Origin of the sequence: Dyella sp. A6, assembly GCF_036320485.1 — a bacterium.
Lineage (GTDB): Bacteria > Pseudomonadota > Gammaproteobacteria > Xanthomonadales > Rhodanobacteraceae > Rhodanobacter_A > Rhodanobacter_A aluminiiresistens.
Window position 1 is genome coordinate 1111389 of the sequence record NZ_CP132911.1, and the last position, 23831, is coordinate 1135219.

Annotated in this window: 27 protein-coding genes, 1 pseudogene and 1 riboswitch; of the genes and pseudogenes, 10 read left to right on the top strand and 18 right to left on the bottom strand. The window is 65.5% G+C overall.

The annotated features are described in order from the left end of the window. Positions 1 to 89: 89 nt before the first annotated feature. The 10 genes from RA164_RS04790 to RA164_RS04835 all read right to left on the bottom strand — a co-directional run bounded on the left by RA164_RS04790 (position 90) and on the right by RA164_RS04835 (position 7365). Positions 90 to 959, bottom strand: a complete 870-nt coding sequence (locus tag RA164_RS04790; protein ID WP_329742826.1) for a TraB/GumN family protein — start codon at positions 957 to 959, stop codon at positions 90 to 92. A 10-nt stretch (positions 960 to 969) separates the two neighbouring features. After that, positions 970 to 2088 (bottom strand): cyclopropane fatty acyl phospholipid synthase, encoded by a 1119-nt coding sequence (gene cfa / locus RA164_RS04795; protein WP_329742827.1) that lies wholly within the window; start codon positions 2086 to 2088, stop codon positions 970 to 972. A gap of 4 nt (positions 2089 to 2092) precedes the next feature. Then, on the bottom strand, positions 2093 to 2431 hold the full coding sequence (locus RA164_RS04800; RefSeq protein WP_329742828.1) for a DUF190 domain-containing protein: 339 nt from the start codon (positions 2429 to 2431) through the stop codon (positions 2093 to 2095). 16 nt (positions 2432 to 2447) lie between these two features. Next, a complete protein-coding gene (gene crcB, locus RA164_RS04805) occupies positions 2448 to 2834 on the bottom strand; it encodes a fluoride efflux transporter CrcB (RefSeq protein ID WP_329742829.1) in 387 nt (128 codons plus the stop codon). A 68-nt stretch (positions 2835 to 2902) separates the two neighbouring features. Continuing rightward, a riboswitch (Fluoride riboswitch) is annotated at positions 2903 to 2992 on the bottom strand. Between the two features lie 48 nt (positions 2993 to 3040). Continuing rightward, positions 3041 to 4141, bottom strand: a complete 1101-nt coding sequence (locus RA164_RS04810; protein WP_329742830.1) for a glycosyltransferase family 9 protein — start codon at positions 4139 to 4141, stop codon at positions 3041 to 3043. Positions 4142 to 4212: 71 nt separating this feature from the next. Continuing rightward, a complete protein-coding gene (locus RA164_RS04815; protein WP_329742831.1) occupies positions 4213 to 4743 on the bottom strand; it encodes a hypothetical protein in 531 nt (176 codons plus the stop codon). Positions 4744 to 4834: 91 nt separating this feature from the next. Then, entirely contained in the window at positions 4835 to 5110 is a 276-nt protein-coding gene (gene minE, locus RA164_RS04820; RefSeq protein ID WP_329742832.1) for a cell division topological specificity factor MinE, read from the bottom strand. Between the two features lie 5 nt (positions 5111 to 5115). After that, a complete protein-coding gene (minD, locus tag RA164_RS04825) occupies positions 5116 to 5931 on the bottom strand; it encodes a septum site-determining protein MinD (RefSeq protein WP_329742833.1) in 816 nt (271 codons plus the stop codon). Positions 5932 to 5989: 58 nt separating this feature from the next. Beyond that, positions 5990 to 6748, bottom strand: coding sequence for a septum site-determining protein MinC (minC, locus tag RA164_RS04830; RefSeq protein WP_329742834.1), 759 nt, complete (start codon positions 6746 to 6748; stop codon positions 5990 to 5992). Then, a complete protein-coding gene (locus RA164_RS04835; RefSeq protein ID WP_329742835.1) occupies positions 6745 to 7365 on the bottom strand; it encodes a GNAT family N-acetyltransferase in 621 nt (206 codons plus the stop codon). Before RA164_RS04835 ends, minC begins: the two co-directional genes overlap by 4 nt. A 201-nt stretch (positions 7366 to 7566) precedes the next feature. On the opposite strand from RA164_RS04835, the gene RA164_RS04840 reads away from it, so the two are divergent. From RA164_RS04840 to RA164_RS04870, 7 genes and pseudogenes are all read left to right on the top strand, one after another. Continuing rightward, on the top strand, positions 7567 to 8790 hold the full coding sequence (locus tag RA164_RS04840; protein ID WP_329742836.1) for a sensor histidine kinase: 1224 nt from the start codon (positions 7567 to 7569) through the stop codon (positions 8788 to 8790). 82 nt (positions 8791 to 8872) lie between these two features. Then, on the top strand, positions 8873 to 9514 hold the full coding sequence (locus tag RA164_RS04845) for a response regulator transcription factor (protein ID WP_329742837.1): 642 nt from the start codon (positions 8873 to 8875) through the stop codon (positions 9512 to 9514). A 264-nt stretch (positions 9515 to 9778) separates the two neighbouring features. Then, a complete protein-coding gene (locus RA164_RS04850; protein ID WP_329742838.1) occupies positions 9779 to 11221 on the top strand; it encodes an SRPBCC family protein in 1443 nt (480 codons plus the stop codon). A 202-nt stretch (positions 11222 to 11423) separates the two neighbouring features. Beyond that, positions 11424 to 12311 (top strand): annotated as a pseudogene (locus tag RA164_RS04855) (ABC transporter ATP-binding protein); the annotation flags it as partial. Next, positions 12308 to 13042 (top strand): ABC transporter permease subunit, encoded by a 735-nt coding sequence (locus RA164_RS04860; RefSeq protein WP_329742840.1) that lies wholly within the window; start codon positions 12308 to 12310, stop codon positions 13040 to 13042. The pseudogene RA164_RS04855 and the gene RA164_RS04860, both read left to right, overlap by 4 nt. A 1-nt stretch (position 13043) precedes the next feature. After that, positions 13044 to 14945, top strand: a complete 1902-nt coding sequence (locus RA164_RS04865; RefSeq protein ID WP_329742841.1) for a GldG family protein — start codon at positions 13044 to 13046, stop codon at positions 14943 to 14945. An 85-nt stretch (positions 14946 to 15030) separates the two neighbouring features. Continuing rightward, positions 15031 to 15906, top strand: coding sequence for a cytochrome c oxidase assembly protein (locus RA164_RS04870; protein ID WP_329742842.1), 876 nt, complete (start codon positions 15031 to 15033; stop codon positions 15904 to 15906). Positions 15907 to 15912: 6 nt separating this feature from the next. On the opposite strand, the gene RA164_RS04875 is transcribed toward RA164_RS04870, so the two are convergent. Beyond that, the gene (locus RA164_RS04875; protein WP_329742843.1) at positions 15913 to 16353 is read right to left on the bottom strand and encodes a copper chaperone PCu(A)C; all 441 of its coding nucleotides are present in this window, start codon (positions 16351 to 16353) and stop codon (positions 15913 to 15915) included. Positions 16354 to 16370: 17 nt separating this feature from the next. After that, positions 16371 to 16982 carry an SCO family protein gene (locus RA164_RS04880; protein WP_329742844.1) on the bottom strand — a complete coding sequence of 204 codons (612 nt, stop codon included), beginning with the start codon at positions 16980 to 16982 and terminating at the stop codon, positions 16371 to 16373. An 83-nt stretch (positions 16983 to 17065) separates the two neighbouring features. Here RA164_RS04880 and RA164_RS04885 point away from each other — a divergent pair, with 83 nt between their 5' ends. Next, positions 17066 to 17446: a DUF423 domain-containing protein gene (locus RA164_RS04885; protein ID WP_329742845.1), complete on the top strand. Its 381-nt coding sequence runs from the start codon at positions 17066 to 17068 to the stop codon at positions 17444 to 17446. Positions 17447 to 17470: 24 nt separating this feature from the next. Here the strand turns inward: RA164_RS04885 and RA164_RS04890 are convergent, their stop codons facing one another. The 3 genes from RA164_RS04890 to RA164_RS04900 are packed head-to-tail and all read right to left on the bottom strand — an operon-like array spanning position 17471 to position 18722. Further along, positions 17471 to 17662: a DUF4177 domain-containing protein gene (locus RA164_RS04890; RefSeq protein WP_329742846.1), complete on the bottom strand. Its 192-nt coding sequence runs from the start codon at positions 17660 to 17662 to the stop codon at positions 17471 to 17473. Positions 17663 to 17678: 16 nt separating this feature from the next. Then, on the bottom strand, positions 17679 to 17864 hold the full coding sequence (locus RA164_RS04895) for a type II toxin-antitoxin system antitoxin (RefSeq protein WP_329742847.1): 186 nt from the start codon (positions 17862 to 17864) through the stop codon (positions 17679 to 17681). Between the two features lie 6 nt (positions 17865 to 17870). Then, a complete protein-coding gene (locus RA164_RS04900; RefSeq protein WP_329742848.1) occupies positions 17871 to 18722 on the bottom strand; it encodes an SPFH domain-containing protein in 852 nt (283 codons plus the stop codon). Positions 18723 to 18895: 173 nt separating this feature from the next. Here RA164_RS04900 and purT point away from each other — a divergent pair, with 173 nt between their 5' ends. Together purT and RA164_RS04910 are read left to right on the top strand one after the other, a co-directional pair. Next, positions 18896 to 20077, top strand: coding sequence for a formate-dependent phosphoribosylglycinamide formyltransferase (gene purT / locus RA164_RS04905; RefSeq protein WP_329742849.1), 1182 nt, complete (start codon positions 18896 to 18898; stop codon positions 20075 to 20077). A gap of 75 nt (positions 20078 to 20152) precedes the next feature. Further along, positions 20153 to 21667, top strand: a complete 1515-nt coding sequence (locus RA164_RS04910) for an FMN-binding glutamate synthase family protein (RefSeq protein WP_329742850.1) — start codon at positions 20153 to 20155, stop codon at positions 21665 to 21667. 31 nt (positions 21668 to 21698) lie between these two features. Here the strand turns inward: RA164_RS04910 and RA164_RS04915 are convergent, their stop codons facing one another. The 3 genes from RA164_RS04915 to tesB form a co-directional block, all read right to left on the bottom strand. Next, a complete protein-coding gene (locus RA164_RS04915; protein WP_329742851.1) occupies positions 21699 to 22403 on the bottom strand; it encodes an arginyltransferase in 705 nt (234 codons plus the stop codon). Between the two features lie 65 nt (positions 22404 to 22468). Beyond that, positions 22469 to 22873 carry a hypothetical protein gene (locus tag RA164_RS04920; RefSeq protein WP_329742852.1) on the bottom strand — a complete coding sequence of 135 codons (405 nt, stop codon included), beginning with the start codon at positions 22871 to 22873 and terminating at the stop codon, positions 22469 to 22471. 16 nt (positions 22874 to 22889) lie between these two features. Continuing rightward, positions 22890 to 23756: an acyl-CoA thioesterase II gene (gene tesB / locus RA164_RS04925; protein ID WP_329742853.1), complete on the bottom strand. Its 867-nt coding sequence runs from the start codon at positions 23754 to 23756 to the stop codon at positions 22890 to 22892. Between the last annotated feature and the right edge of the window lie 75 nt (positions 23757 to 23831).

Below are 23831 nucleotides of genomic sequence, written 5' to 3' on the forward strand. Positions count from 1 at the left end.
AGCAGCCGGACGATGGTGCCAGAACGGACCGGCAAGGGACAATTTGCCGGCGCCGGGCCAGGCCGGATCGCTGCTGGGGTGCGATCAGCTCATGGCAGTCGCTGGACCCGGATGCCCCGGGCGGCAAGTGCGGCCTGCACGCTGTCCGGCCCGGCAAGGTGGGCGGCGCCGACGGCGACGAAGATGGTGCCGGGCTGCTTCAGCATGCTGGCGATCTTGACCGCCCAGGCCTGGTCGCGGCGGACGATCAGGATGCGATACAGACGTGGGTCGTGCTGCCTCAGCTCGGTGCTTTCCAGGCGCGCGATGGCGTCGGTGTCGCCCCGCTTCCAGGCATCGATCAGCGTCTTCAGTTCGGTGGCGGCGTTCTCGGTGTCGTCCAGGGTCTGGCGCAGGAACGAGAGCTGCAACGACGGCGACATGTCGGCGAAAAAGCGGATCTGCTCCGCGGCATTTTCCAGGCCGTGCACCGGTTTGCCGTCGGCGCTCATCTGCGCCTTCAGCTGCTTGTCGACACCTTGCCTGGGGTCGAGTCCGGCTTTCAGCAGTGGCGCCACCGAGAGCGTGAGCGCGGCCAGCCAGGGATGCATCACGTTCAGCGTGGCGCTGCCGCCGGGTACGCCAGCGGTCTTCGCGGCCGCCGCCAGGCGGACCTGTTCCTGCTGGGTGAGCAGGCTGGATAGGGGGTGTGCGGGATCGAGGCCGTAGCGCAGCACCAGCGCCGTCATGTGCGCCTGACTGTCGTCGGTGATTTCGATGTACAGCGCTTGGCTCTGGTCGAGCGCCTTCTGCAGTGCCGGGAACCGCCAGTCTGTGTCGTGCGGCAGCAGGTGCACGGTGCCGAACAGGTAGACCGTGCTGCTGCCCTGCCTGGCTACCCAGAGTGCGGGATGTGCCAGTGCGCTGGCGGACAGACTCAGCAGCAGCGCGCCGAGTAGCCGAATGAATGGACGGCGCATGTGCAATGCCTCAGCGCGGTACGCGGTAGCCGCCCGGCACGCCGTTCGGGCTCAGGGTGAGCTGCCACAGCTGGTCGCGCCTGCTGCGGAACACGGCTGCGGAACAGCCCAGGTAGAAATGCCACATGCGGCGGAAGCGTTCGTCGTAGGTCGCCGACAGTTCCGGCCATGCGGCATCGAAGTTGGCGCGCCATGCCATCAGCGTGCGGTCGTAGTCGGTGCCGAAGTTGTGCCAGTCCTCGACCACGAACAGGCCTTCCAGCGCGGCGGCGACCTGGCTGGCGGCAGGAATCACCGAGTTCGGGAAGATGTACTTCTCGATCCACGGGTCCGGTTGCGCGGGTTCGCCGTTGCTGCCGATCGAGTGCAGCAGGAACAGGCCGTCGTCGGGCAGGCAGCGGCGCGCCACTTCGAAATAGCTGCGGTAGTTCCTGCCGCCGACGTGTTCGAACATGCCGATGGACATGATCGCATCGAAGCGCTCGTCCAGTTCGCGGTAATCCTGCAGGCGGATCTCCACCGGCAGGCCCTTGCACAGTTCGCGGGCGAACTCGGCCTGTTCCTGCGACACGGTGACGCCGACGCCGCTGACGCCATAGTTTTCGGCGGCGTATTTCAGTGCCTCGCCCCAGCCGCAGCCGATGTCGAGAACGCGCTGGCCGGGCTTCAGGCGCAGCTTGCGGCAGACCAGGTCGAGCTTGGCGGCCTGCGCGTCGTCGACGTTGTCGGCTTCGGCCCAGTAGCCGCAGGAGTACACCAGCCGCTTGCCCAGCATGGCGCGGAACAGGTCGTTGCCGAGGTCGTAGTGGGCCTTGCCGATCTCGAACGCATGCTCGCCGCGCTGCAGGTTGATGAAGCGCGCCTTGAGGTGCGCCAGCAAGGTATCCAGCGTCTTCAGGTGTTCATCGAGATGGGAAACAAGGATGCGCGTGAACAAGCCGGCCAGATCGTCGACGTCCCACCAGCCATCCATGTAGGCCTCGCCCAGGCCCAGCGAGCCGTGGGCGAACACGCGTGCGTAGAGGCGTTCGTCATGCACGCGGATGTCGGTGGGGCTGTCGCCGTCGATCTGCACGCCGGCATAGGTCAGCAGGTCGATGGCGCGCTGCTTCAGCGAATCCTGGCTCATTCCGTCACTCCTTGCCGAGTACGCCGAGAAGTGCCGGTTCGCGGGCGTAGACCAGTTCCACGCCGGCCTGGCGCACCAGTTCGAGCAAGGTGTCGGCTTCGCTGTCGCGCAGCAGGAATTCCACCTTCACCGGCAGGTCGTCGGCCAGTTCGAAAAAGGCCTCCTGGTGCAGTACGCCGTGTCGGCCGAAGCCGGCGATGGCGCGGAATACCGAGCCGCCTCCCAGTTTGTGCCGCTTGGCCAGTTCGAGCAGCCATTGGGACAGCAGCATGCCGTCGTGCTTGGTATGGGCATGGGTGTAGAAGCGCAGGAACGCGCCCTGGATCGTGGTCTCCCGGGTCATCGTGCAATCTCCGTGGTCAATGGCGCAGCAGGCCGCGAGTGAGGAAGATACCCAGCATGGTCATGCTGAGCGTGCCGACGAGGTGAACCAGCACATGCGTGCCGAACCACAGGTACTGCTGGCGCAGCAGCAACGTGTTGGCCTCGGCCGAGAAGGTCGAGAACGTGGTCAGCCCGCCGAGGAAGCCGGTGAGCACGAACAGCTGCAGTTCGCGCGGCAACCCCTGGATGTTTGCCAGCACGCCCATCATGCAGCCCATGATGAAACCGCCCAGCAAGTTGGCGGCCAGGGTGCCCAGTGGCAGGGTGGGGAACAGCGGGTTGAGCAGGATGCCGAGCACCCAGCGTATCCAGCAGCCGATGGCGCCGCCGAGGCCGACGGCGAGGAATCCAGTTGCGTTCACGTCGTAAAGTCTCCTGTCTGCGATACGGTAGAGCCGTGGCGACAGGCACGCCTGCGCCGCCGGAATCCGGTGGTGCAGGCATCATCAGCCCGTAGCCTTGGCGGGCTGGGCGGTTCGTTCCGGGGCGGAACGGGAGGTATGCCATCTCCCTCATTGCCGAAATGCTAGCGGATAGTCCGGTGGCCTTGCCACGGGGCCGTCGCGTTTCAGGGAGTGGGAAGGATCGTTTTCAGCTGCTCGCAGATCGATCCTGCCGCGGCTTCCGGGTCCTTCGGGCGGGCGGGAATCATGTGGTTGCCGGGGCCGTACGGCCCCCATTCGGCGGGATCGGTCACCGTGAAAATGCCGAAGGTGTTGATGCGTGCGGTACATGCCAGATGCATGATGCCGCAGTCGGCACTGATGTAGACGTCTAGCCCGGCCAGCACCGAGGCGAGCTTGCGCAGGTCGCTGGAGAAGTAGGCTGGGTAGCGCGAGTCGAGCATGGAGCGCCCGAAGGCGGGCACGATCTCCACGATCCGGCATTGCGGGTACTGCGCCTGCAGCACGCCGAGGAAGCGATCCCACCAGTCCTGGCCGATCAGCTTGTCGCCGGTGGCATTGGCGAAGATGCCGATGATGCCTTGTCCCGGCGAGTCGATGCCGTGCGCGGCCAGCGACCGCAGCAGCGCATCGCGACCGCGTCGGCGCTCATCATCCGTGATGCGCAGGTCGGGCGGCGGGTAAGCCATCGTAGTGTCGCGCGCGATCGCCTGGCGCAGCAGGTACACGGGCAGCTGGCCCTTGTGCCGCAGGTCCTTGGGCAGCGGCACCGCGTGGGTGATGCGGCCGTGCTTCTTGGGACTGTCGAAGCCCAGTGTCCAGGTCGAATTCGACAGCAGCGTGAGCAGGCGGCCGGTCTGCGACAGCGGGTCGGCATCGATCGCAAGGTCGTACTGAACACGGCGCATCCGGCGCAGCGGGCGCAGGTATTGCAGCGGATGCCCGACGCCATGCGCAGGCAAGCGGAAGATGCGGTTGACTTGGAAGAAATGGCCGAACACGTCGTCGGCGACCGGACTGCGGGTGAGGATGTCGATCTCGGCCTCGGGATAGAGGCGCTCGAGCTCGGCCAGCAGCGGCGTCATCAGCAGCGTGTTGCCCAGGCTGTGGCTGATGCGGCAGACCAGGATGCGGTAGACCCCATGCGTCGGCAGCGGCTGCCCGTCCGGTTGTTCATGCCGGCCCAGGATCAGCCGCATCAGGCGCCGGGCCACACGTCGCCGCAGGTCATGGTGGTCGAAGGAAGACTGCGAGGTACCTGCCACGTGGAGCCTTGGTCTGTACGATAACCGTTGGCGGGGCGGTGGAGCGCGATACCCCGGAATGGGCGGCTATCTTAGCAGGCGTCCGGGGTAGCCTGACGATCCGTCGGCCACGCTCCATCCACATCCAGCAGGCCACGCTGCTGCAGCCATCTGCGGGCGTTTTCGGCGTCCTGTTCGAACCAGCCACGGGTGGAGCCCAGGCGGAAGGAGTAGCCCCAGGCATCCATGTCGGCCATCAGACGGTCACGGCCGACACCCGGCAGGGCATCGGCCAGCACGATCTGCAGATAGCAGGTGGCGTCCTCTTCCTCGATCGAGTCCGTGGCATCGGTGTGCACGGCCGCCCGGCGCTCGGGTGGCAACACGATCAGGTGGCAGGCCTCGTGCAACAGCGAATGGACCGGCGTGTCGGCGCGGGCATACACGGTGGTGCCGATGATGCCGGCCTCGTTGTCACCCCAGTAGCTGCCCGGGATGGCCTCGCCGTCGGCCACACGCTGCAGGGCCAGGCCGTAGCCGGCCAGCAGCGCGGTGGGTGCAGGCATGCCGATATCGGCGAGGCAGAGCACGGTGTTGGCGGATGTGATGGCGTTCATGCTCATGCAGCGCGACCGACGTCACGCGCCGCCAGGATACGGATGCCGGACCACACCCGACAGGGCGGGGTGGCCGGTCGTAGCGTTGACGATCCGGTCAGGTGGCCGGCGTCGTGGCGGCTTTTCCCTCGGGCAGTGCGACCGACAGCTCCAGGATTTCATGGCCGCTGTCGCGTTCGACGTTGATGTTGATTGCGTCGAGGTCCACGTGCACGTACTTCTTGATGACCTCGAGCAGCTCGCTGCGCAGCAGCGGCAGGTAGTCCGGCGCGCCGCGGGTGGAGCGCTCCTGCGCCACGATGATACGCAGGCGCTCCTTGGCGATACCTGCGCTGGGTTCCGGCTTGCGCTTAAGGAAATCGAGGATGCCCATCGTACTCAGCCTCCGAATACGCGCTGGAAAAAGCCCTTCTTGGGTGCGTCGAGGAAGCGCAGCGGGCGGTCTTCGCCGAGCACGCGGGCGACGGTGTCGTGGTAGGCCTGGCCCGCCTGCGAGTTCGCGTCCAGGATCACCGGCACGCCGGCGTTGGATGCGGCAAGCACGTTTTCCGATTCCGGAATGACGCCGACCACGCTGATGCCGAGGATATCCTCGACGTCCTTCACGCTGAGCATCTCGCCGGCCTCGACCCGGGCCGGGTTGTAGCGGGTAAGCAGCAGGTGCTGCTTGATCGCGCCATCGCCGCGTTCCGCGCGCCGGGTCTTGCTGGCGAGCAGGCCGAGGATGCGGTCGGAGTCGCGCACCGAGGACACTTCCGGGTTCACCACCACCACGGCGTGGTCGGCGAAGTACATCGCCAGGTGCGCACCCTTCTCGATGCCGGCGGGCGAGTCGCACACCACGTAGTCGAAGCCGTCGGCGGAGAGGTCGTCCAGCACTTTCTCGACGCCTTCCTGGGTCAGGGCGTCCTTGTCGCGGGTCTGGCTGGCGGCAAGCACATGAAGGTTTTCGTGGCGCTTGTCCTTGATCAGCGCCTGCTTCAGCGTGGCTTCGCCATGCACCACGTTGATGAAGTCGTACACCACGCGGCGCTCGCAACCCATGATCAGGTCGAGGTTGCGCAGGCCGACGTCGAAGTCGATCACTGCGACTTTCTTGCCAGTCATCGCCAGGCCGGTGGCCAGCGAGGCACTGGTCGTCGTCTTGCCGACGCCGCCTTTGCCGGAAGTGACAACAATGATCTCAGCAGTCAAGGGCTCATCTCCATGGAGAATGTTTTTCTTGTAATTGATGGGGCTGCGACGGGAGTCGTCACAGTTTGGCGATCAGCAGTTTCTCGCCTTCCAGCCAGCATCGCACGGATTGGCCTTCCAGGTCGTTCGGAATCTGTTCAAACACGCGGTAGTGGCCGGCAATGGCGACCAGTTCGGCACGGAAGTCCGTGATGAAAATGCGTGCGCCGGTGTCGCCCTGGGCGCCGGCCATAGCACGGCCGCGCAGGCCGCCATAGATATGTATGTCGCCGTCGGCGATGACCTCGGCACCGTTGGCGACGGCACCGACGATCACCAGGTCGCGGTCGCGCGCGTAGACCTGCTGTCCGGAGCGGACCGCGCCGTCATGGTGCATGGCGATCTGCGGCTGGCCCTGTTCGGGCGCGGCGACAGGTGCGACGTTCTTCTGCGGCGGCGGTTCCGTTGCGCTGACGGCTGCGGCCTCGTGGGCCGGCTCGTAGGCGGCACGGAACTTGGCGATCAGCGGCAGGCCCATGCGGATGGCCAGCGCCTCGGTCTCGCTGGTGCCGTAGGCCAGGCCCACGGGAAGCATGCCGGCACTGCGGACAGCTTCGAGCAGGGCATCCACGGTGCCGTCGTCCGGCAGCTCGAGCAGGTGGCTGAGGTCGAGGACCACGGCAGCCCGCGAGAACAACTGCGGTGCGCTGTGCACGCGGCGTTCGAGCTCTTCGCACAGGGCGGCGGCATCGGCACGGCGCACGCGCACGCAGGCCAGGCCGACCTGGCCGAAACGCAGGTCGCAGGCGTCTTCGTTGGCGGTCATGCGTGCATTCATGGGTGTTGATCCCCGGCAAGGCGGCGGTTCGTGGCCGGGTGCTGCGACAGTGGCAGTCGTTCGGCCAGCCAGGGTTCGCGCGGTAGTCCGCTCTTTTCGAGGTAGGTCTCGCGCACGTAGGTGAAGGTCGGCAACTCCTTGGCCAACAGGCTCACCAGCCGCTGTTCGGGGCCGATCCGCTGCTGACCGACTTCCTGGAAGCCGTAGGTGCCGTGGAACAGGACGATGACGTCGTCACGGGGTTCCAGGAACACCTCGCAGGCAAGCAGCGGTACGCGCACATCCGCGTAGCTATTGACGTCGCAGTAGAAGACCCGGCCCAGGCCGTGACGGTGGTAGGCGCTGGCAATGACGATGCGATCGACGTACACGAACTGCGGATAATGCTCACAGAACCAGCGATAGTTGTCGCTGGCGTAGTCGCTGCCCTCGCGCATGGCGATCAGGAACCCGGCCAGGTGACCGTCGATCTCGGCTACGCGGAAATAGTCGGCATGCTCGAAGAAATAGCGCAGCTGCGCGTTGTCCATGGGAAGGATGGTGCGACCGGCGGCGTTGTTGATCGCCAGGACGGCATCCAGTTCGTGCTCACGCACGTCGCGGATGGCAAGAGCCATTCGTTGCTCCGCTTGGTAGGGGTTGTTTCGAGGCAGGGCCGAACGTCTGGCCCGGATATCTTATTATGACATGCACACCCGGTCGGCACATACCGCGTTGCGCCATGTAAAGGGTTCGTAAAGGCGGAACGTGCGTGCCTTTCGGCAGGGGGTGACTTCCCGCGCATTGCGCGGGGGAGGCGTGGACCTATGATGCGCGGTATGTCGTGGACGAATTTCAGTCATATCCGGCTGCTTCGCTATACCGGGTTGTTCACCTGCGTGTGCGTTTCGCTGCCGCTGCTGCAGCTGCTTCCCAGCAGCTGGGGCGGTGATGCGGGGGTGCGCTCGCCGTGGGGCTGCCTGGCCTCGAATGCGGTGTTCGCGCTGACCTACCTGGCGCTGACCAGCCGCACCGGTATGACCGCGCAGGGCTGGCGTGCCCAGCTGGTGCGCCTGCTGGGATTGGTGGTGCTTACCGGTTCGGCGGTCACCATGGGCTGGGCCAGCCGCAGCGGCCTCTCGGCCATGCTGATGGTGGTGATTTCGGTCGTTCTGCCATGGCAGCTGCCGGTGCTTGCAGGACTGGTCTGGATGCTGGGACAGAACCTGATGCTGATTCCGGTGATCTCCAGCTACATGGGCTGGACCATCGTCACGGCCTTCTTGCAGGTCTGCATGTACCTGGGCATGTCGGCGCTGGCGTTTTTCACCTCGCTGGTGGCGCGCCAGCAGACCGAGGAACGCGAGATACAGCGGCGTCTGAACTCGGAACTTCGCGCCACCCGTGCGCTGCTGGCCGAGTCGACCAGGATCGCCGAGCGCATGCGTATCGCGCGCGAGCTACATGACCTGATTGGGCACCATCTCACCGCGCTCAGCCTGAACCTGGAAGTGGCCAGCCACTTGGTCAACACGCCAGCGGCTGATCATGTCCGCAAGGCCCAGGCAACCGCCAAGCATCTGCTGGCGGATGTGCGCGAGGCAGTCAGTGAACTGCGCCAGGACGATGCCGTGGATCTTACCCAGGCATTGCGCAGCCTGGTCGAGGGCGTGCCGGGGCTGATGGTCCACGTGGTGACTCCACCGCGTTTCAGTGTGGAAGATCCGCGTCGTGCTCAGGTACTGCTGCGTTGTGCGCAGGAAATCATCACCAACACCGCCCGGCATGCCAATGCACGCAACCTGTGGTTGAACTTTGCCTACGTCGAGAACGACCTGCTGTGCCTGAATGCGCGTGATGACGGTCGTGGTACCAGCCAGGTTTCACCCGGCAACGGGTTGTCGGGCATGCGTGAGCGTCTAGCCGAGTTCGGCGGCAGCGTGGCGGTGGAAAGCCAGGCCGGCCGCGGTTTCGAGCTGACCGTGCGCATGCCGCTGGGCGAAACGCCGGCGCTGGCACATGCGCCGGCCCGCTTCGACCCGCCCGCGTTGAGCATGGGTTGATGGCCTGCAAGAATGCACGGCCGACGTTATCTGTTGTTCGTCCGCGACACATGACGTGTCGCTTCTGCTTCGAGGACCCGCGATGATTTCCGTCTGTCTCGTCGATGACCAGAACCTGGTGCGCCAGGGCATCCGCTCGCTGCTTGACCTGGCCGAGGATATCCGCGTGGTGGCCGAGTGTGCCGACGGCGCCCAGGCTGTACAGGACATTCCGCGGATCAAGCCCGACGTGGTCCTGCTCGACCTGCGCATGCCCAACATGAGCGGGCTGGAAGTGCTGCAGTCGCTATCGGCACGCAATGAATTGCCGCCGACCATCATTCTGACCACGTTCGATGATGACCAGCTGGTGCTGCAGGGGCTCAAGGCCGGTGCGCGCGGCTACCTGCTGAAGGATGTGTCGCTCGAACAGCTGGTGGAAGCCGTGCGCACAGTGGCCGGCGGCGGTTCGCTGGTGGCGCCGATGGTGACCCAGCGCCTGCTTGCCGGTGTGGGGCGCATGCAGAACCAGTTCACCAGCCTGGAACAGCCCGATCCGCTGACCGAGCGCGAGACGGAAATCCTCCGTCTGCTCTCCGGCGGCTATTCCAACAAAGAGATCGCCAATTCGCTGAAGGTGGCGGAGGGGACGGTCAAGAACCATGTCTCCAACATCCTCTCCAAGCTCGGTGTACGCGACCGCACCCGTGCGGTGCTCAAGGCGCTGGAGTTGGGGATCGTCTGATACGCGCTACCACCGACGCGCTGCGCCAGTCCCGACATGCGCCAGCGCATGGTCGCAAGGGGACGTCCGGACGGCCGAATCATGCCGGCGGATGCCGATTCCGGAGTGTTCGCCAAGCCCGTAGCGTTCAGGCGCGCGAGCAAGTAACATCGGTGGCTTAGGTGTCGTTTCGATCGCGCCAGGGCGCATTCCCACGGGATTTTTCCCGCGCCTGGCGGATGGCGGCACATCATGTCGAGAAAAAGACGTTCGGAGACCCCTGGAATGACGCGTGTTCTGGAAATCATAGTGGCCCTGATCATCGTCGCCGTCCTCGGCGTCGTGGCGGGGTTTGTCATGCCCGGCACGGGCCACGTGGAGCGCTCGCTGGTGGTCGGCAAGGACCTCCGTCAGGTTTATGACGTGATGGACAACCTGCGCCGCTTCCCCGACTACAGCAACCTGGGAAGCGACGACCCGAACATCAAGTACACGCTGTCCGGTCCGGCTTACGGCCCGGGCGCCGCGCTGTCGTGGACCAGCAACGTCGACAAGGTCGGCGACGGCAAACTGACCATCGCCAGCGCCACGCCGGACTTCAGCAAGATCAATGCGGCCGTCAACAACGCCCAGATCGTCTGGAACCTGGACAACGACTGGCACGGCACCGACAAGCACTTCACGATCGATCTGGAGCGTCACGGCCGCACCGGCAAGCTGACCAAGATCACCTGGTCGTATGACGTGGCCTATGGCTTCAACCTGATCAGCCGCTACTCCCGCCTGTACATCCATGGCGCGCCCGATACGCTCATCCAGTACAGCCTGAGCAACCTGGAGAACGTGCTGGCGGCGGTGCCCAATGTGGATTACAGCGCCCTGATTCCGTACATCGTGCAGACCAAGCCGACGCCGGTGCTGCTGATCTCCGATTCCAGCCCGCGCAAGAACGGCCTGGCCGGCCTGGACGACGTGATGTCCACCGACATGAAGCAGCTGCAGGCCGCGGCCAAGAAGCTGGGTGTCAACATCACTGGTCCGCGCATCACCTTCACCACCAACTACGGTGACGAGACCTACAGCTTCGACATCGCCCTGCCGATCGACTCGAACACCCTGACGGTCGATGGCCAGAGCTATACGCTGACCGCGCCGACCCAGCCTGCGCTGAATGCCGACGGTACCCCGGTGGCGGCCAGCTCCAGCGCCCCGGCCTCCAGCTCCAGCGCCCCGGCTTCGTCCAGCTCCAGCAGTGCCCCGGCTGCCGCGCCGGTGCTCAAGCCCGGTGACCATGACATGTACGGTCGCCTGGTGGTGAACGACAAGGTGCGTGCCACCCTGGCATTTGGCGGTCCCGCGCTGGAGGGCGTGTGGAACGGCACTGCTGCCGGTGTGCCGCAGACCCGCGACATGCTGAAGGCCTACGCGCAGACCCACGGTTACAAGTACGACGCCGTGGTCCACCGTCAGTACGACATCCAGGTCCGTCCGGAAGTGCAGGACGACAAGGGCAATGTCACCACCTACGCCAAGTACGACGTGTACCTGCCGATCACCGACACGCCGAACGACGGCGGCACGCTGCCGGCGCAGACGCCTGAGCAGGCCGAGGGCATCGCGCAGCCGAACCTGGACGCCAACGGCAACCAGATCCCGGCTTCGTCGAGCTCGGCCCCGGCGGCTGCCGGTTCCAGCGTGGCCCCGGCTGCCGCCAGCAGCGCGAAGTAAGGTCGTCAGCTGTCTCTTCGAAAGGCCCTCCCGAACGGGAGGGCCTTTTTGTTTGCCTGCCGATTGGCATGCGCGGGCCGAACTTTTCCGGCGTCATGCGGTACATTGCATGACGCTGCGGCTGCGCCGCGTGCCCTGTTCATAAACACGACACTGCATGATCGAGACCGAACAGCTCACTCGACGCTACGGCCACCTCACCGCGGTGGACAGCTTGAGTATCCGCGCGGAGCCGGGCCAGGTGCTGGGGCTGCTGGGGCCAAATGGCGCGGGCAAATCCACCGCCATGCGCATGATCGCCGGCTTTCTCGCGCCCAGCTCGGGTACGGCCCGCGTCTGCGGACACGACGTGCAGCGCGAGCCGATGGCGGCACGCCGCGCCCTGGGTTATCTGCCCGAGGGCGCTCCCAGCTACGGCGAAATGACGGTGCGCGAGTTTCTTGTGTTCATCGCGCGCGTCCGCGGCCTGAAGGCCGAGACGGGGCGCCGCCGTTTCGATGACGTGGTGGGCTGGCTTCAGCTCGAGGACGTGCTCGAACAGTGCATCGAGACGCTTTCGAAGGGGCTCCGGCGCCGGGTGGGTCTGGCCCAGGCGATCCTGCACGATCCGCCGGTGCTGATGCTGGACGAACCGACCGACGGTCTCGATCCCAACCAGAAGCATGCCGTGCGCCAGTTGATCGATGCGATGGCACGCGAACGCACCATCCTGATTTCCACGCATCTGCTGGAAGAGGTGCATGCGCTGTGCAACCGCGTCGTGATCGTGGCCCGCGGACGCTTGCTGGCCGATGCCACGCCGGCGGAACTGGAGGCGCGCTCGCGCTATCACGGCGCGGTGTCGTTTAGTGCGGCGGGCAGCGGTGTGTCCCAGGACATGCTCGGGCGGTTGCCGCAGGTGGCCGGTGTCGAGGTCGATCCGCTCGATGGCCGGGTCACGGTCTTTCCGCGGCCGGGCGAGCGGATCCTCGAACCGGTGGAAACCCTGTTGCGCGCGCAGGGCCTGGAGGTGTCCGAGATCCAGCTGGAGCGTGGCCGCCTGGACGAGGTCTTCCGCCAGATCACCCTGGGCGAAGGAGCGATTGCATGAGCCCGGTGATGGCGGTGACTCGCCGCGAACTGCGCAGCTTTTTCGTGACGCCGGTGGCTTATGTGTTCCTGGTGATCTTCCTGGTGCTTGCCGGCATCCTGACCTTCTACGTGGGTGATTTCTACGAGCGCGGCCAGGCTGACCTGCAGCCGTTCTTCGCCATGCATCCGTGGCTTTACCTGATCCTGGTGCCCGCCGTGTCGATGCGCATGTGGGCCGAGGAATCCAAGAGCGGCACGCAGGAGTTGCTGCTTACGCTGCCGGTGAGCCTGGTGCAGGCCATGCTCGGCAAGTTCCTTGCGGCCTGGCTGTTCGTGGGGTTGGCGCTGCTGCTGACCTTCCCGATCTGGGTGACGGTGAATTACCTCGGCTCGCCGGACAACGGCATCATCGTTGCGGGTTATCTGGGCAGTTGGCTGATGGCGGGCGCCTTCCTGGCGATCGGTGCCTGCATATCCACCTTCACGCGCAGTCAGGTGGTGGCCTTCATTCTCACCGCGCTGGTGTGCGTGCTGCTGATTCTTGCCGGACAGGCGCAGGTGATGGATTTCTTCCAGGGCACGCTGCCGCGCAAGCTGATGAACGCGGCTGCACACCTGAGCCTGCTGCGCCACTTCGAGGCGATCGCGCGTGGCGTGCTCGACATACGCGACCTGCTGTACTTCGTACTCACCATCGTGGCGTGGCTGACGGCCGGCGTGCTGGTGCTCGATCTGAAGCGGACACGCTGACATGAGCAGCACGAATTTCCGGCGCGGTACGACCACGTTCGTCGCCCTGATCTTGCTCGCGGTGGTCTATGTCGGCCTGGTGCTGGCCAGCAGCCGCTGGGTCGGGCCCACGCGCATCGACCTGACCGCCGATCATCTCTACACGCTGGCGCCGGGAACGAAGAAGATCATCGACGATCTGCGGCGCCCGCTGCGTCTCACGCTGTATTTTTCGGAGCACTCCACACGCGACTTGCCGCAGTTGCGCAGCTACGAGCAGCGCGTCAACGAGATGCTGCAGGAAATGGTGGCGCGCTCGCACGGGAAGATCCATCTGCGTGTGGTCGATCCGGTGCCGTATTCCGATGACGAGGCGAGTGCCGAGGGCAACGGCCTTACCGCGGCGACCGGCGGCAGCAACGGCGAACGGGTGTTCTTCGGGTTGGTCGGCAGCACCATGCCAGCGGGCAGCGACGCTGCTGCGGAGCCGGACGATGCGTCTGTGACGGGAGGCCGTACGCTGGCCATTCCGTTCTTCGACCCCTCGCGCGAAACCTTCCTGGAATACGACATCGCCAAGCTGCTGTACGAGCTGAGCGAGCCGTCCAAGCCGCACATCGGCGTGATCAGCAGCTTGCCGGTGATGGGCAATCCCATACTCGGCAAGCCGGCATGGACGGTGATGCGCCAGCTGCAGCAATTGTTCGATGTGAAGACGATCGACCCCGACAAGCTGAAGCGGGTGCCGGCCGACATCAAGGTGCTGCTGCTGATCCACCCCAAGCATCTGTCCGACGATGCGCTGTATGCCATTGACCAGTACGTGCTGGGTGGCGGCCACCTGGTGGTCTTCGTCGATCCGGATGCGGAGTCGGACACCACGCCCTACATCAACGGGGATACCGGGGCGACCGATGACCACAACTCGGATCTGCCCAGGCTGTTTGCCGACTGGGGCGTGGTCTACAACCCGAAGCAGGTCGTGCTGGACCGCTCGCTGGCCTTGCCGATCGAGCTGGCCGGGGTGAACCTGATGCATCCGGCCATGCTGGGACTCGGTCCCGAACAGCTGAACCACGACGATGCGGTCACGGCCAGCCTGCAGCGGATCAATGTATCCAGCGCGGGGCATTTCGACCTGTCGCCGCACGCCACGACCCGTCTGATTCCGCTGCTGCAGAGCAGTGCCGATGCCGAGCTGGTGCCGGCAAGCCGTGTCGTCGAGGCCAGTGGCGATCCGACGTCGCTATTGCAGGGCTATCAGCCGGGTGATCAGCCCTACGTCATCGCCGCACGCCTGCGCGGCACGCTGAAGAGCGCTTTCCCGGACCGGGCCAGACAGCCGGGCCACTTGTCCACGTCCAGGCCCGACAGTGAAGTGATCCTGGTCGCCGACACGGACCTGCTGACGGATCGCCTGTGGGTGGATACGCAGACCTTCCTCGGCCAGCCCACGCTGGTGGCGATCGCCAACAACGGCGATTTCGTCACCAATCTGGTCGACAACCTCAGCGGATCGTCGGCGCTGCTGTCCATCCGTGGGCGGACCACGTCGCAACGTCCGTTCACGCGCGTGCTGGCATTGCGCCGTGCGGCCGACCGGAAGTTCCTGCAGAAGGAACAGGAGCTCGAACACGAGCTGGCGGACACCAAACAGCGCCTGGCGGAGCTGCAGCCGGCCAAGGGCGACAACGACAGCACCGTCAACAGCGAGCAGCGGCAGGAAGTGGAGCAGTTCCTCAAGCGCAAGCTGGCGATCAGTAAGGAGCTGCGGGACGTGCAGCATCAGCTCAACGCCGAGATCGACGCGCTGGGGTTCCGCCTGAAGGTGATCAACATCGTGCTGGTGCCGTCGCTGGTAGTGCTGATCGGCCTGCTGTACGGCCTGCGTCGTATGCGCCGCAACCGTCGCGCACGAGTGTAGTCGGCGGCAAACTGCCGCAACGGGGAGGGTGTGGCCCGGGCGCTATGCTTGGGCCTTGCCGACAATAGGGGATCAGGAAGGGGTGATGCTCGCGATCTTGCTGAAATGGCTGGTGCCATGGGAATTCTCGTGGACGTTTCTCACGGTGTTCCTGCTGACCTGTGTGCTGTACTGGCGGGGTTGTCGCCGCTTGCGTGTCGGCTTCGGTCGTCGGCTGACCTTCTGGTGCGGCATGGTGACCATGTACCTGACGCTGCACACCTACCTGGACTTCTACGCCGAGCATGAATTCTTCATGCATCGCCTGCAGCAACTGCTGTTGCACCACATTGTGCCGCTGGTGCTCATCGCGGCCTATCCGGGCACGGTACTGCGCGCCGGCCTGCCGCTGTCGTGGCGCGCACGGGTGTTGCGTCCGGCGCAGCGTTCGCTGCCCTGGCGCATGGTCAGCGGCGTGCTGCTCAACCCGACCGTGGCGACCATCCTGTTCGTGGTGTTCATCCTGATCTGGCTGGTGCCGTGGTTCCAGACGCTGGCCATGCTGGACTGGCGCATCTACCGCTTCATGAACTGGTCGATGATCGCCAGCGGGCTGATCTACTGGTGGCTGGTGCTGGACCACCGCTCGCATCCGCCGGGGCGGATGGTGGTCGGGATGCGTGTGCTGTCGCCGGGCATCACGATGACGCCGCAGATCATCGCCGGCGCCATCATCACGTTTTCGCGGCACGACCTGTATCCGATCTTCGAGGTCTGCGGACGCGCCTTCAGCTTCAACGTGCTTACCGGCCAGATGATCGGTGGCCTGATCATCTGGGTCCCGGCGGCAACAGTGGAGAGCATCGGCGCGCTGCTGGCGATGCGGCAGTGGATCCGCCTGTCACGGACCGGCCGGATCAGGCGCGAATGGCGGCAGCGACGCACCGGCATGACCAGGATCGCACCGGTCGAAGGCAAATAGCCGTGTTCAGCCCGGACCTACCGCATTGGCCGGGCGTGCGAGGAAATCCACCGGCAGGCTGCTGCCGTCGGCAAAGCGCAGGATCACCTTCAGCTTGTCGCCGGCTTTAGGCGGACGGATGGCCTTCATCAGCATCAGGTGGTAGCCACCGGGTGCCAGCGTGGCCTGGCCGTGCGCGGGTATGTCGATATGCTCGACCCGCGTCATGGTGCTCATGCCGTCGACCATGCGGCTCCGGTGCAGCATCACGTTGGCGTAGTCGGGGCTGCTGGCCTGGCTGAGCTGCGCGGCCTGCGCGCTGTCGTTGCGCAGGGTGACATAGCCGCCAGCCGGCAGGCCGGCCGGCAACAGGCGGATCCAGGCGTGGCTGGCATGGACATGCTCGGCCTGGGTCGCCAGGGCGCTGCCGCTGGCAAGCAGCAGTCCGGCCAGCAGCAGGGCGGACATGGGGCGCGACATGCTGCTCATTGCCCGCTGCCGATCAGCAGGCTCAGATCGTGCACCAGTTGGCCCTGGGTGTTGGCTGGCGTGGCGAGCAGGCGCGCCCTGCCGGAACGGTCGAAAATGTAGATGCCCGAGCTGTGACTCACCTCGTAGCCGCTGTCGTGCTTGTCGGGGATGCGGGTGAACGAGGCGCGGTAACGTTTCACCACCGTCTCGATGTCGCCGGGTGAACCGGTCAGGCCGATCGCGTGCGAATCGAAGGCATGCACGTAGTCGTGCAGGACCTGGGGCGTGTCGCGGGCGGGGTCGACGGTGACGAACAGGATGCGTACATCGGCGGCCTGCTTGCCGAGTTTCTGCATCACCTGGTGCAGGTGGGCCATCGTCAGCGGACAGATGTCGGGGCAGTGCGTGTAGCCGAAATAGAGCAGTACCACCTTGCCCTTGAAGTCGGCGGCGGTGACGGTCTTGCCGGTATCGTCGGTCAGCTTGAACGCCAGGTCGGGCATGTGCCCGCGGATGCTGGTCAGTTGCCATGGCGGTGGCGCCTTGTGTCCGCAGCCGGCAAGCAGCAGGCCGGTTGCCAGAAGCAGTGGTAGCAGCAGACGTGCGGCGAGACGCGATGGCTTCATGCGAACATCCAGGCGGTGTCGTTCGTGTCAGCATACGCCACACCCCTCATGGGGTCGTCCAATCTGGCCAGGAAACCCACCGCATGCGACAAAGTGCCCCTATCCGTGCCGGTCTGCTCACCGGGCTTGCCGGTGCCAGCGCCGTGCTCTTCGGTGCGTTCGGGGCGCATGCCCTGCGCGGCGTGCTGGACGCTGATCACCGTGAACTCTGGCATGTCGCCGTCGAGTATCACTTCTGGCATGCGCTGGCATTGGCATTGGCGGCAGGGCTCGGCCAGGGGCGGGCCAGGCGCTGGGCGGTCGTCGCCTTCGCCGTGGGCATCGTGCTGTTCAGCGGCAGCCTGTATGCGCTGGCGCTGGGTGCGCCCTACTGGACCGGCATCATCACGCCGTTCGGCGGCCTGTCCTTCATCGTCGGCTGGATTGCCCTGGGCCTGGCCCTGCAGCGCACGCCGCCACGCTGATCCTCCAGGTGGCGCGACCGCGCCTCAGCGCGGGCGCTTCAAGTAGAACGTGGCCGGGCGCGTGGGTGCCGGGCAGATGACGCTGACCAGTTCCCAGCCCGATGCGCCCTCGCGATTGAGCATGGCGACGGTTTCGTCGTCGTCCGGCGTGTACGTGGTGCTCAGCATGCCGCCGTGCTTGAGCGTTACGACCTTGTACTCCCAGTTTGTCGACATCGTCTTGTTCCTCTGGTCAGTCGTCATCGGCCGGTGCAGCCTTGCCGGGCTTCAGTCGTCCCGCTTTGCGCAGTGCATCCCGCAGCACGTATTCGATCTGCGCGTTGAGACTGCGCAGCTCGTCTTCGGACCAGTGCTGCATGGCGTCGAGCACGGCGGCACTGATCCGTAGCGGGTAGGCTTTTTTCTTGTCGCCCGTCATGCTGGGTCAGTTGTAGAGCGTGCCGGTATTCAGCACCGGCTGGGTGCCGCGCTCGCCGCACAGCACCACCAGCAGGTTGCTGACCATCGCCGCCTTGCGTTCCTCGTCCAGCTCCACCACACCCTGTTTGCGCAGCTCTTCCAGCGCCATGCCGACCATGCCGACCGCGCCTTCCACGATGCGGCTGCGGGCGGCGACGATGGCTCCGGCCTGCTGCCGCTGCAGCATGGCCTGGGCAATCTCCTGGGCATAGGCAAGGTGGCTGATGCGTGCCTCGGTGACCTGCACGCCGGCCTTGCCGAGGCGCGCCTGGATCTCGTCGCGCAGATGGGTGTTGATCTCCTCGCCATGACTGCGCAGCGACGGTTGTCCCTCGGCACTGCCGTCGTAGGGGTAGCTTTGCGCCATCTGCCGAAGTGCCGACTCGCTCTGGATGTGCACGTAGTTCTCGTAGTCGTCCACACAGAACACGGCTTCGGCCGTATCCACCACCTGCCATACCACCACGGCGGCGATCTCGATCGGGTTGCCGTCGCTGTCGTTGACCTTCAGCTTGCCGCTCTCGAAATTGCGTACGCGCAGCGAGATGCGCTGCCGGGTGTAGAACGGGTTGGTCCAGCGCAGCCCCTCGTCGCGCACGGTGCCGGCGTATTTGCCGAACAACTGCAGCACCTGTCCGGTATTGGGGGCGACCTGGAAGAAGCCACGGGCCAGGAACACGCCGAGCACTTCAAAGAGAATGCCGACAACCGCGAAGGTGGATTCGCCGAGAATCAAGGCGATGCCGACGACGGCCAGCACCAGGAAAAGCGCGACAAACGGAATGCCGGGAACCGAAAAGCCCTTGTGTTCGTTCATGGCCGATGCTCCTTGTAGGTGCATTCATTAGATATCAAAGTGATATCAATGTAAATGCACTGACCGTCGTCGGCTTCATCGGGGCGGCGACCAGGGATCGGTATTTGCGTGCGTTGCAGGGCACAGGCTTGCGAGGTGCTGCGCGTACAATGCCGATTTGCGCGGAGAGTCCCATGAAGCCGTTCGGCACCCCCCATTCCGATCATGCCCTTCGCGTGTTGCTGCTGGGCTCGGGTGAGCTGGGCAAGGAAGTCGCGATCGAACTGCAGCGGCTGGCGGTGGAAGTGGTGGCGGTCGACCGCTACGCCGACGCACCGGCCATGCAGGTCGCGCACCGCAGCCATGTCATCGACATGCTCGACGGCGCCGCCCTGCGCGCGCTGATCGAAAGCGAACAGCCCGACCTGGTCGTGCCGGAGGTCGAGGCAATCCACACGCCGACCCTGGTCGAGATGGAAAAGCAGGGGCTGCACGTGGTGCCGACCGCGCGTGCCGCGTGGCTGACGATGAACCGCGAAGGCATCCGCCGGCTGGCAGCCGAGGAACTTGACCTGCCGACCTCGCCCTACCGCTTCTGCGACAGCGAGGCGGACTACCGCGCAGCGGTCGAGGCGGTCGGTTATCCGTTCGTGATCAAGCCGGTGATGAGTTCCTCGGGCAAGGGCCAGAGCATCGTGCGCGATGCGGAGGGCCTGCAGCAGGCCTGGGACTACGCGCAATCGGGCGGGCGTGCCGGCAAGGGGCGCGTCATCGTCGAGGGTTTCATCGACTTCGATTTCGAGATCACCCTGCTGACGGTGCGTCATCGCGACGGCACGTCGTTCTGCGCGCCGATCGGTCATCGCCAGGAAGATGGCGACTATCGCGAGTCGTGGCAGCCGCAGCCGATGAGCGACGCTGCATTGGCCGAGGCGCAGCGCCAGGCGGCGGCACTGTCGGCCGCGCTGGGCGGCTGGGGCGTGTTCGGCATGGAGTTCTTCGTGAAGGGTGATAAGGTGATCTTTTCCGAGGTCAGCCCGCGTCCCCACGATACCGGCCTGGTCACCCTGATCTCGCAGGACCTCTCCGAATTCGCGCTGCATGCGCGGGCCATCCTGGGCCTGCCGGTGCCGGCGATCCGCCAGTTCGGTCCGTCCGCATCCTGCGCGGTGCTGGTGGAGGGTGAAGGCAAGGCGCCGCGCTACCAGGGTGTGGCCGAGGCACTGGCCGAACCGGACACGCAATTGCGCATCTTCGGCAAGCCGGAGGTGAAGGGGCGCCGGCGCATGGCGGTGACCCTGGCGCGTGACGCGAGCATCGACGCGGCCAAGGCCAAGGCCGTGCGCGCGGCGCAATGCCTGCAGGTGACGTTGTAGCATCGTGCGCTGGATGCGCGGCGTGCCGCGCGCTGAGGTCACGACGGCGATGGCCGTCCCGGACGGAGAAAAGCGATGGATTCGATGGGTTTCTCGCACTGGCTGGTGGTACTGGTCGAGGCCGTGATCGTGCTGCTGTTGCTGCTGCTGGTCATCGGCCTGGTGGTGGTGTTGATGACCTGGGTGCTGGACCGCAACCAGACCTCGAATTCGGTATTGCGCAACTTCCCGGTGGTCGGGCATTTCCGTTACGGCTTCCTGCGGCTGGGCGAATTTTTCCGGCAGTACCTGTATTCCAGCGACCGCGAGGAGCTGCCGTTCAACCGTGCCCAGCGCATGTGGGTTTACCGCGCCGCCAAGAACAGCGAGAACACCAACGCTTTCGGTTCCACCCGCGACCTGCGCAGCGAAGGCGTGCCGTTTTTCGTCAACGCGGCATTCCCTGCGCTGGATGGCCACCACGTCGAAGCCAGGCCGATCCAGATCGGCCCGTATGCACGTGAGCCGTACGACCATGCCGCCTTCTTCAATATCTCGGCGATGAGTTTCGGTGCGCTGTCGGCGCCCGCCGTGCGTGCGTTGTCGCATGGCGCGGCCAAGGCCGGCGTATGGCTGGATACCGGCGAGGGCGGCCTGGCGCCTTACCACCTGGAAGGCGGCTGCGACATCGTGTTCGAGATCGGCACGGCCAAGTACGGCGTGCGTACGCCCGATGGCCAGCTCGACGAGCAGAAGCTGCTCGAAGTCTGCGCGCACAAGCAGGTGAAACTGGTCAGCATCAAGCTGGGGCAGGGCGCCAAGCCGGGCATGGGCGGCCTGCTGCCGGCGGCGAAGGTCACCGCGGAGATCGCCAGGATCCGCGGCATTCCGGAAGGGCAGGATTCGCAGAGTCCGAACCGGCACCTGGACATCGCCAACGTGACCCAGCTGATGGACCGGTTGAACCATATCCGCGAGCTGACCGGCAAGCCGACCGGGTTCAAGGCAGTGTTCGGCGATATGCGCATGATCGAGGAACTGTGCGACGAGGTGCACCGGCGCGGCATCGAAAGCGCGCCCGACTTCATCATCGTCGATGGTTCCGAGGGCGGTACCGGCGCCGCCCCGCAGACGCTGATGGAAGGTGTCGGCCTGCCGCTGCACGAAGCCCTGCCGATGCTGGTCAACACGCTGATCGAGCGTGGCTTGCGCCAGCGCGTGAAAGTGATCTGCTCGGGCAAGTGCATTACCGCCTACGACGTGGCCTGGGCGCTGTCGATGGGGGCGGACTTCGTCAATTCGGCGCGTGGCTTCATGCTGGCGCTGGGCTGCATCCAGTCGCTGCAGTGCAACCGCAACACCTGTCCGACCGGCATCACCACGCAGAACCTCAAGCTGCAGCGCGGCCTGGTGGTGACCGACAAGACCGAGAAGGTGGCGCACTATGCCCGCAACGTGATGCGCGAAGTGGGCATCATCGCGCACAGCTGCGGGCTGGAGGATCCGCGCCATCTGGACCGCACGCATTGTCGCGTGGTCGGCGACGACGGACTTTCGGTGCCGCTGGTGCAGCTGTTCCCGTACCCAGAGGCACCCAGACAGGCAGGTTGAGCGCCTTGCGCTCGGCGCTGATGCGGTCGTATCAGGGGACCGTGGTCCAGCCCTCGGCCGTACGCAGCTGCAGGGGACGGAAGCGGCGCTTGTAGTCCATCTTGGGGTGGCCGTCGATCCAGAAACCCAGGTACAGCCAGGGCAGGCTACGACGGCGCGCCAGTTCCACCTGCTGCAGGATCGCGAAGGTGCCGAGCCCGCGCGCGGTCTCGGCCGGATCGAAAAAGGTGTATACCGCCGACACGCCGTTGGCGCAGACATCGGTGACGGCCACCCCGAGCAGGCGCTCCTCGACGCGCAGCTCGAGGAACAGCGTGGGGCTCCATGGCGCGGTCAGAAAGCGCCGGAAATCGCTGGCATCGGCCTCGTCCATGCCACCCCCGGCATGGCGGCTCTGCAGGTAGCTGCGATAGAGCGCGTGACGCTCGTGGCTGTAGCTGGGGGTTACCTCGGTCACCTTCACGTCGGCATTGCGCTTGAGGCAGCGTCGCTGCGAACGGTCGGGCCGGAACCGCTCCACGTCGATGCGACACGGCACGCAGGCGCGGCAGTGCGGGCAATGGGGGAAGTACAGGTGTCCGCCGGCACGCCGGAAGCCATGTTCGAGCGCCGAGCCGTACAGGCGATCGAGGTGCGGTGCGGCCGGGTCGAGCACCAGATTCTGCGCCGTGCGGTCGGCGTAGTAGCCGCAGCCGTGCGGCAGGGTCTGGAACATGCGGACGCGGTCGGAGTGCATGCCCTGATTCTAGGCGCAGGGACCACGTATTCCGCAAGCGCTGCGCACGTGCGGGCGGGGGCTGGTCAGAGCATGTGGAGCGACTTCAGCATCGATACGACGAACACCGCCAGGATGGCAAGCAGCACGATCCGTCGCACCCGCTTTACCGTATGTTCCCGGCGTGCGGTTGGCGACGGGTTGCGCATCGCTTCCAGTTCCTCGGCATGGCGGGTGACCGGCTCGATGCCCAGCCCACGCAGCAGCGCGCGGGCCCGGGTGTAGTCGTCGGCATGGCAGATCCACACCTGGGCCCAGTTGTCGCGGTCGTTGTCGGTCCGGTTGCCCCGGCGCGCGTAGCTGAAGCGCTGGTAGGTCGGGCGGTTCCAGTTCGACTGGTTCATGACCTTGGTCTCGATGCCCTCGGAGGTCATCAGTGCGACCACTCGGTCGATGTTTTCCTGACGTGGAGAGGTGTAGATCTGGCGCATGCGTCGATTGTACAGCTCAGTCCCCGCGCAGGCGGATCAGCCCTTCCTGGGCGGTGGACGCCACCAGCCGGCCATCACGGCTGAAGATCTGCCCTCGGGCCAGGCCACGACCGCTCTGGGCGGTGGGGCTGTCGAAGGAATACAGCAGCCATTCGTCGATGCGGAACGGGCGGTGGAACCACAGTGCGTGGTCCAGGCTGGCCATCTGCACGTTGTGCGTGTAGTACGAAATGCCGTGTGGCAGCGTTGCCGTGCCGATCAGGTTGAAGTCCGAGGCGTAGGCGAGCAGGGCCTGATGCAGCTCGGGGGCGTCGCCTACCGGTGCAGCAAGGCGAAACCAGATGTGCTGGTAGGGCGGTCGCTTGACCGGGTTCAGCTTGTCCTGCGGCCAGACGTGGCGGAACTCGATGGGCGAGTCCACGCCCAGCCAGCGCTGCAGCTTGACCGGAAGCTTGGCCAGCCGCTCGGGCGGTACCGGCAGCATCGGGTCGATGTCTTCCGGTGCGGGCACGTCCGGCATCGAGCTCTGGTGCTCGAAACCCTTTTCCGGCACCTGGAAGGAAATCGCTCCGTTGAGGATCGGCTGGCCGTGCTGGATCGCCACCACCCGCCGTGCGGAAAAGCTGCCGCCATCGCGGGCCCGTTCCACGCTGTAGACGATGGGAGCGTCAATGTCGCCCGCGCGCAGGAAATAGGCGTGCAGCGAATGGGCCACGCGGCCCGGATCGACGGTCTGCTGCGCCGCCGACAATGCCTGGCCCAGCACCTGTCCACCGAACACGAAGCGGGTGCCGATATCGCGGCTCTGGCCGCGGAACAGGTTGTCCTCCAGCCGCTCGAGGTGCAGCAGGTCGACCAGTTCGTTGACGTGTTCTTCGCGCATGGCGTGCCCTTGTTTCGAGATGCGCAGTATACCGGCGGCTGCGGGCGTATCGGCAGTCGGCCAGCATGCCGGGTG

Coding starts and splice junctions, on each gene's coding strand:
- RA164_RS04790 (WP_329742826.1), bottom strand. CDS start 959: ATGCGCCGTCCATTCATTCGGCTACTCGGCGCGCTGCTGCTGAGTCTG.
- cfa (WP_329742827.1), bottom strand. CDS start 2,088: ATGAGCCAGGATTCGCTGAAGCAGCGCGCCATCGACCTGCTGACCTAT.
- RA164_RS04800 (WP_329742828.1), bottom strand. CDS start 2,431: ATGACCCGGGAGACCACGATCCAGGGCGCGTTCCTGCGCTTCTACACC.
- RA164_RS04815 (WP_329742831.1), bottom strand. CDS start 4,743: ATGAGCATGAACGCCATCACATCCGCCAACACCGTGCTCTGCCTCGCC.
- minE (WP_329742832.1), bottom strand. CDS start 5,110: ATGGGCATCCTCGATTTCCTTAAGCGCAAGCCGGAACCCAGCGCAGGT.
- minC (WP_329742834.1), bottom strand. CDS start 6,748: ATGAATGCACGCATGACCGCCAACGAAGACGCCTGCGACCTGCGTTTC.
- RA164_RS04835 (WP_329742835.1), bottom strand. CDS start 7,365: ATGGCTCTTGCCATCCGCGACGTGCGTGAGCACGAACTGGATGCCGTC.
- RA164_RS04840 (WP_329742836.1), top strand. CDS start 7,567: ATGTCGTGGACGAATTTCAGTCATATCCGGCTGCTTCGCTATACCGGG.
- RA164_RS04845 (WP_329742837.1), top strand. CDS start 8,873: ATGATTTCCGTCTGTCTCGTCGATGACCAGAACCTGGTGCGCCAGGGC.
- RA164_RS04850 (WP_329742838.1), top strand. CDS start 9,779: ATGACGCGTGTTCTGGAAATCATAGTGGCCCTGATCATCGTCGCCGTC.
- RA164_RS04860 (WP_329742840.1), top strand. CDS start 12,308: ATGAGCCCGGTGATGGCGGTGACTCGCCGCGAACTGCGCAGCTTTTTC.
- RA164_RS04865 (WP_329742841.1), top strand. CDS start 13,044: ATGAGCAGCACGAATTTCCGGCGCGGTACGACCACGTTCGTCGCCCTG.
- RA164_RS04870 (WP_329742842.1), top strand. CDS start 15,031: ATGCTCGCGATCTTGCTGAAATGGCTGGTGCCATGGGAATTCTCGTGG.
- RA164_RS04875 (WP_329742843.1), bottom strand. CDS start 16,353: ATGTCCGCCCTGCTGCTGGCCGGACTGCTGCTTGCCAGCGGCAGCGCC.
- RA164_RS04880 (WP_329742844.1), bottom strand. CDS start 16,982: ATGAAGCCATCGCGTCTCGCCGCACGTCTGCTGCTACCACTGCTTCTG.
- RA164_RS04885 (WP_329742845.1), top strand. CDS start 17,066: ATGCGACAAAGTGCCCCTATCCGTGCCGGTCTGCTCACCGGGCTTGCC.
- RA164_RS04890 (WP_329742846.1), bottom strand. CDS start 17,662: ATGTCGACAAACTGGGAGTACAAGGTCGTAACGCTCAAGCACGGCGGC.
- RA164_RS04895 (WP_329742847.1), bottom strand. CDS start 17,864: ATGACGGGCGACAAGAAAAAAGCCTACCCGCTACGGATCAGTGCCGCC.
- RA164_RS04900 (WP_329742848.1), bottom strand. CDS start 18,722: ATGAACGAACACAAGGGCTTTTCGGTTCCCGGCATTCCGTTTGTCGCG.
- purT (WP_329742849.1), top strand. CDS start 18,896: ATGAAGCCGTTCGGCACCCCCCATTCCGATCATGCCCTTCGCGTGTTG.
- RA164_RS04910 (WP_329742850.1), top strand. CDS start 20,153: ATGGATTCGATGGGTTTCTCGCACTGGCTGGTGGTACTGGTCGAGGCC.
- RA164_RS04915 (WP_329742851.1), bottom strand. CDS start 22,403: ATGCACTCCGACCGCGTCCGCATGTTCCAGACCCTGCCGCACGGCTGC.
- RA164_RS04920 (WP_329742852.1), bottom strand. CDS start 22,873: ATGCGCCAGATCTACACCTCTCCACGTCAGGAAAACATCGACCGAGTG.
- tesB (WP_329742853.1), bottom strand. CDS start 23,756: ATGCGCGAAGAACACGTCAACGAACTGGTCGACCTGCTGCACCTCGAG.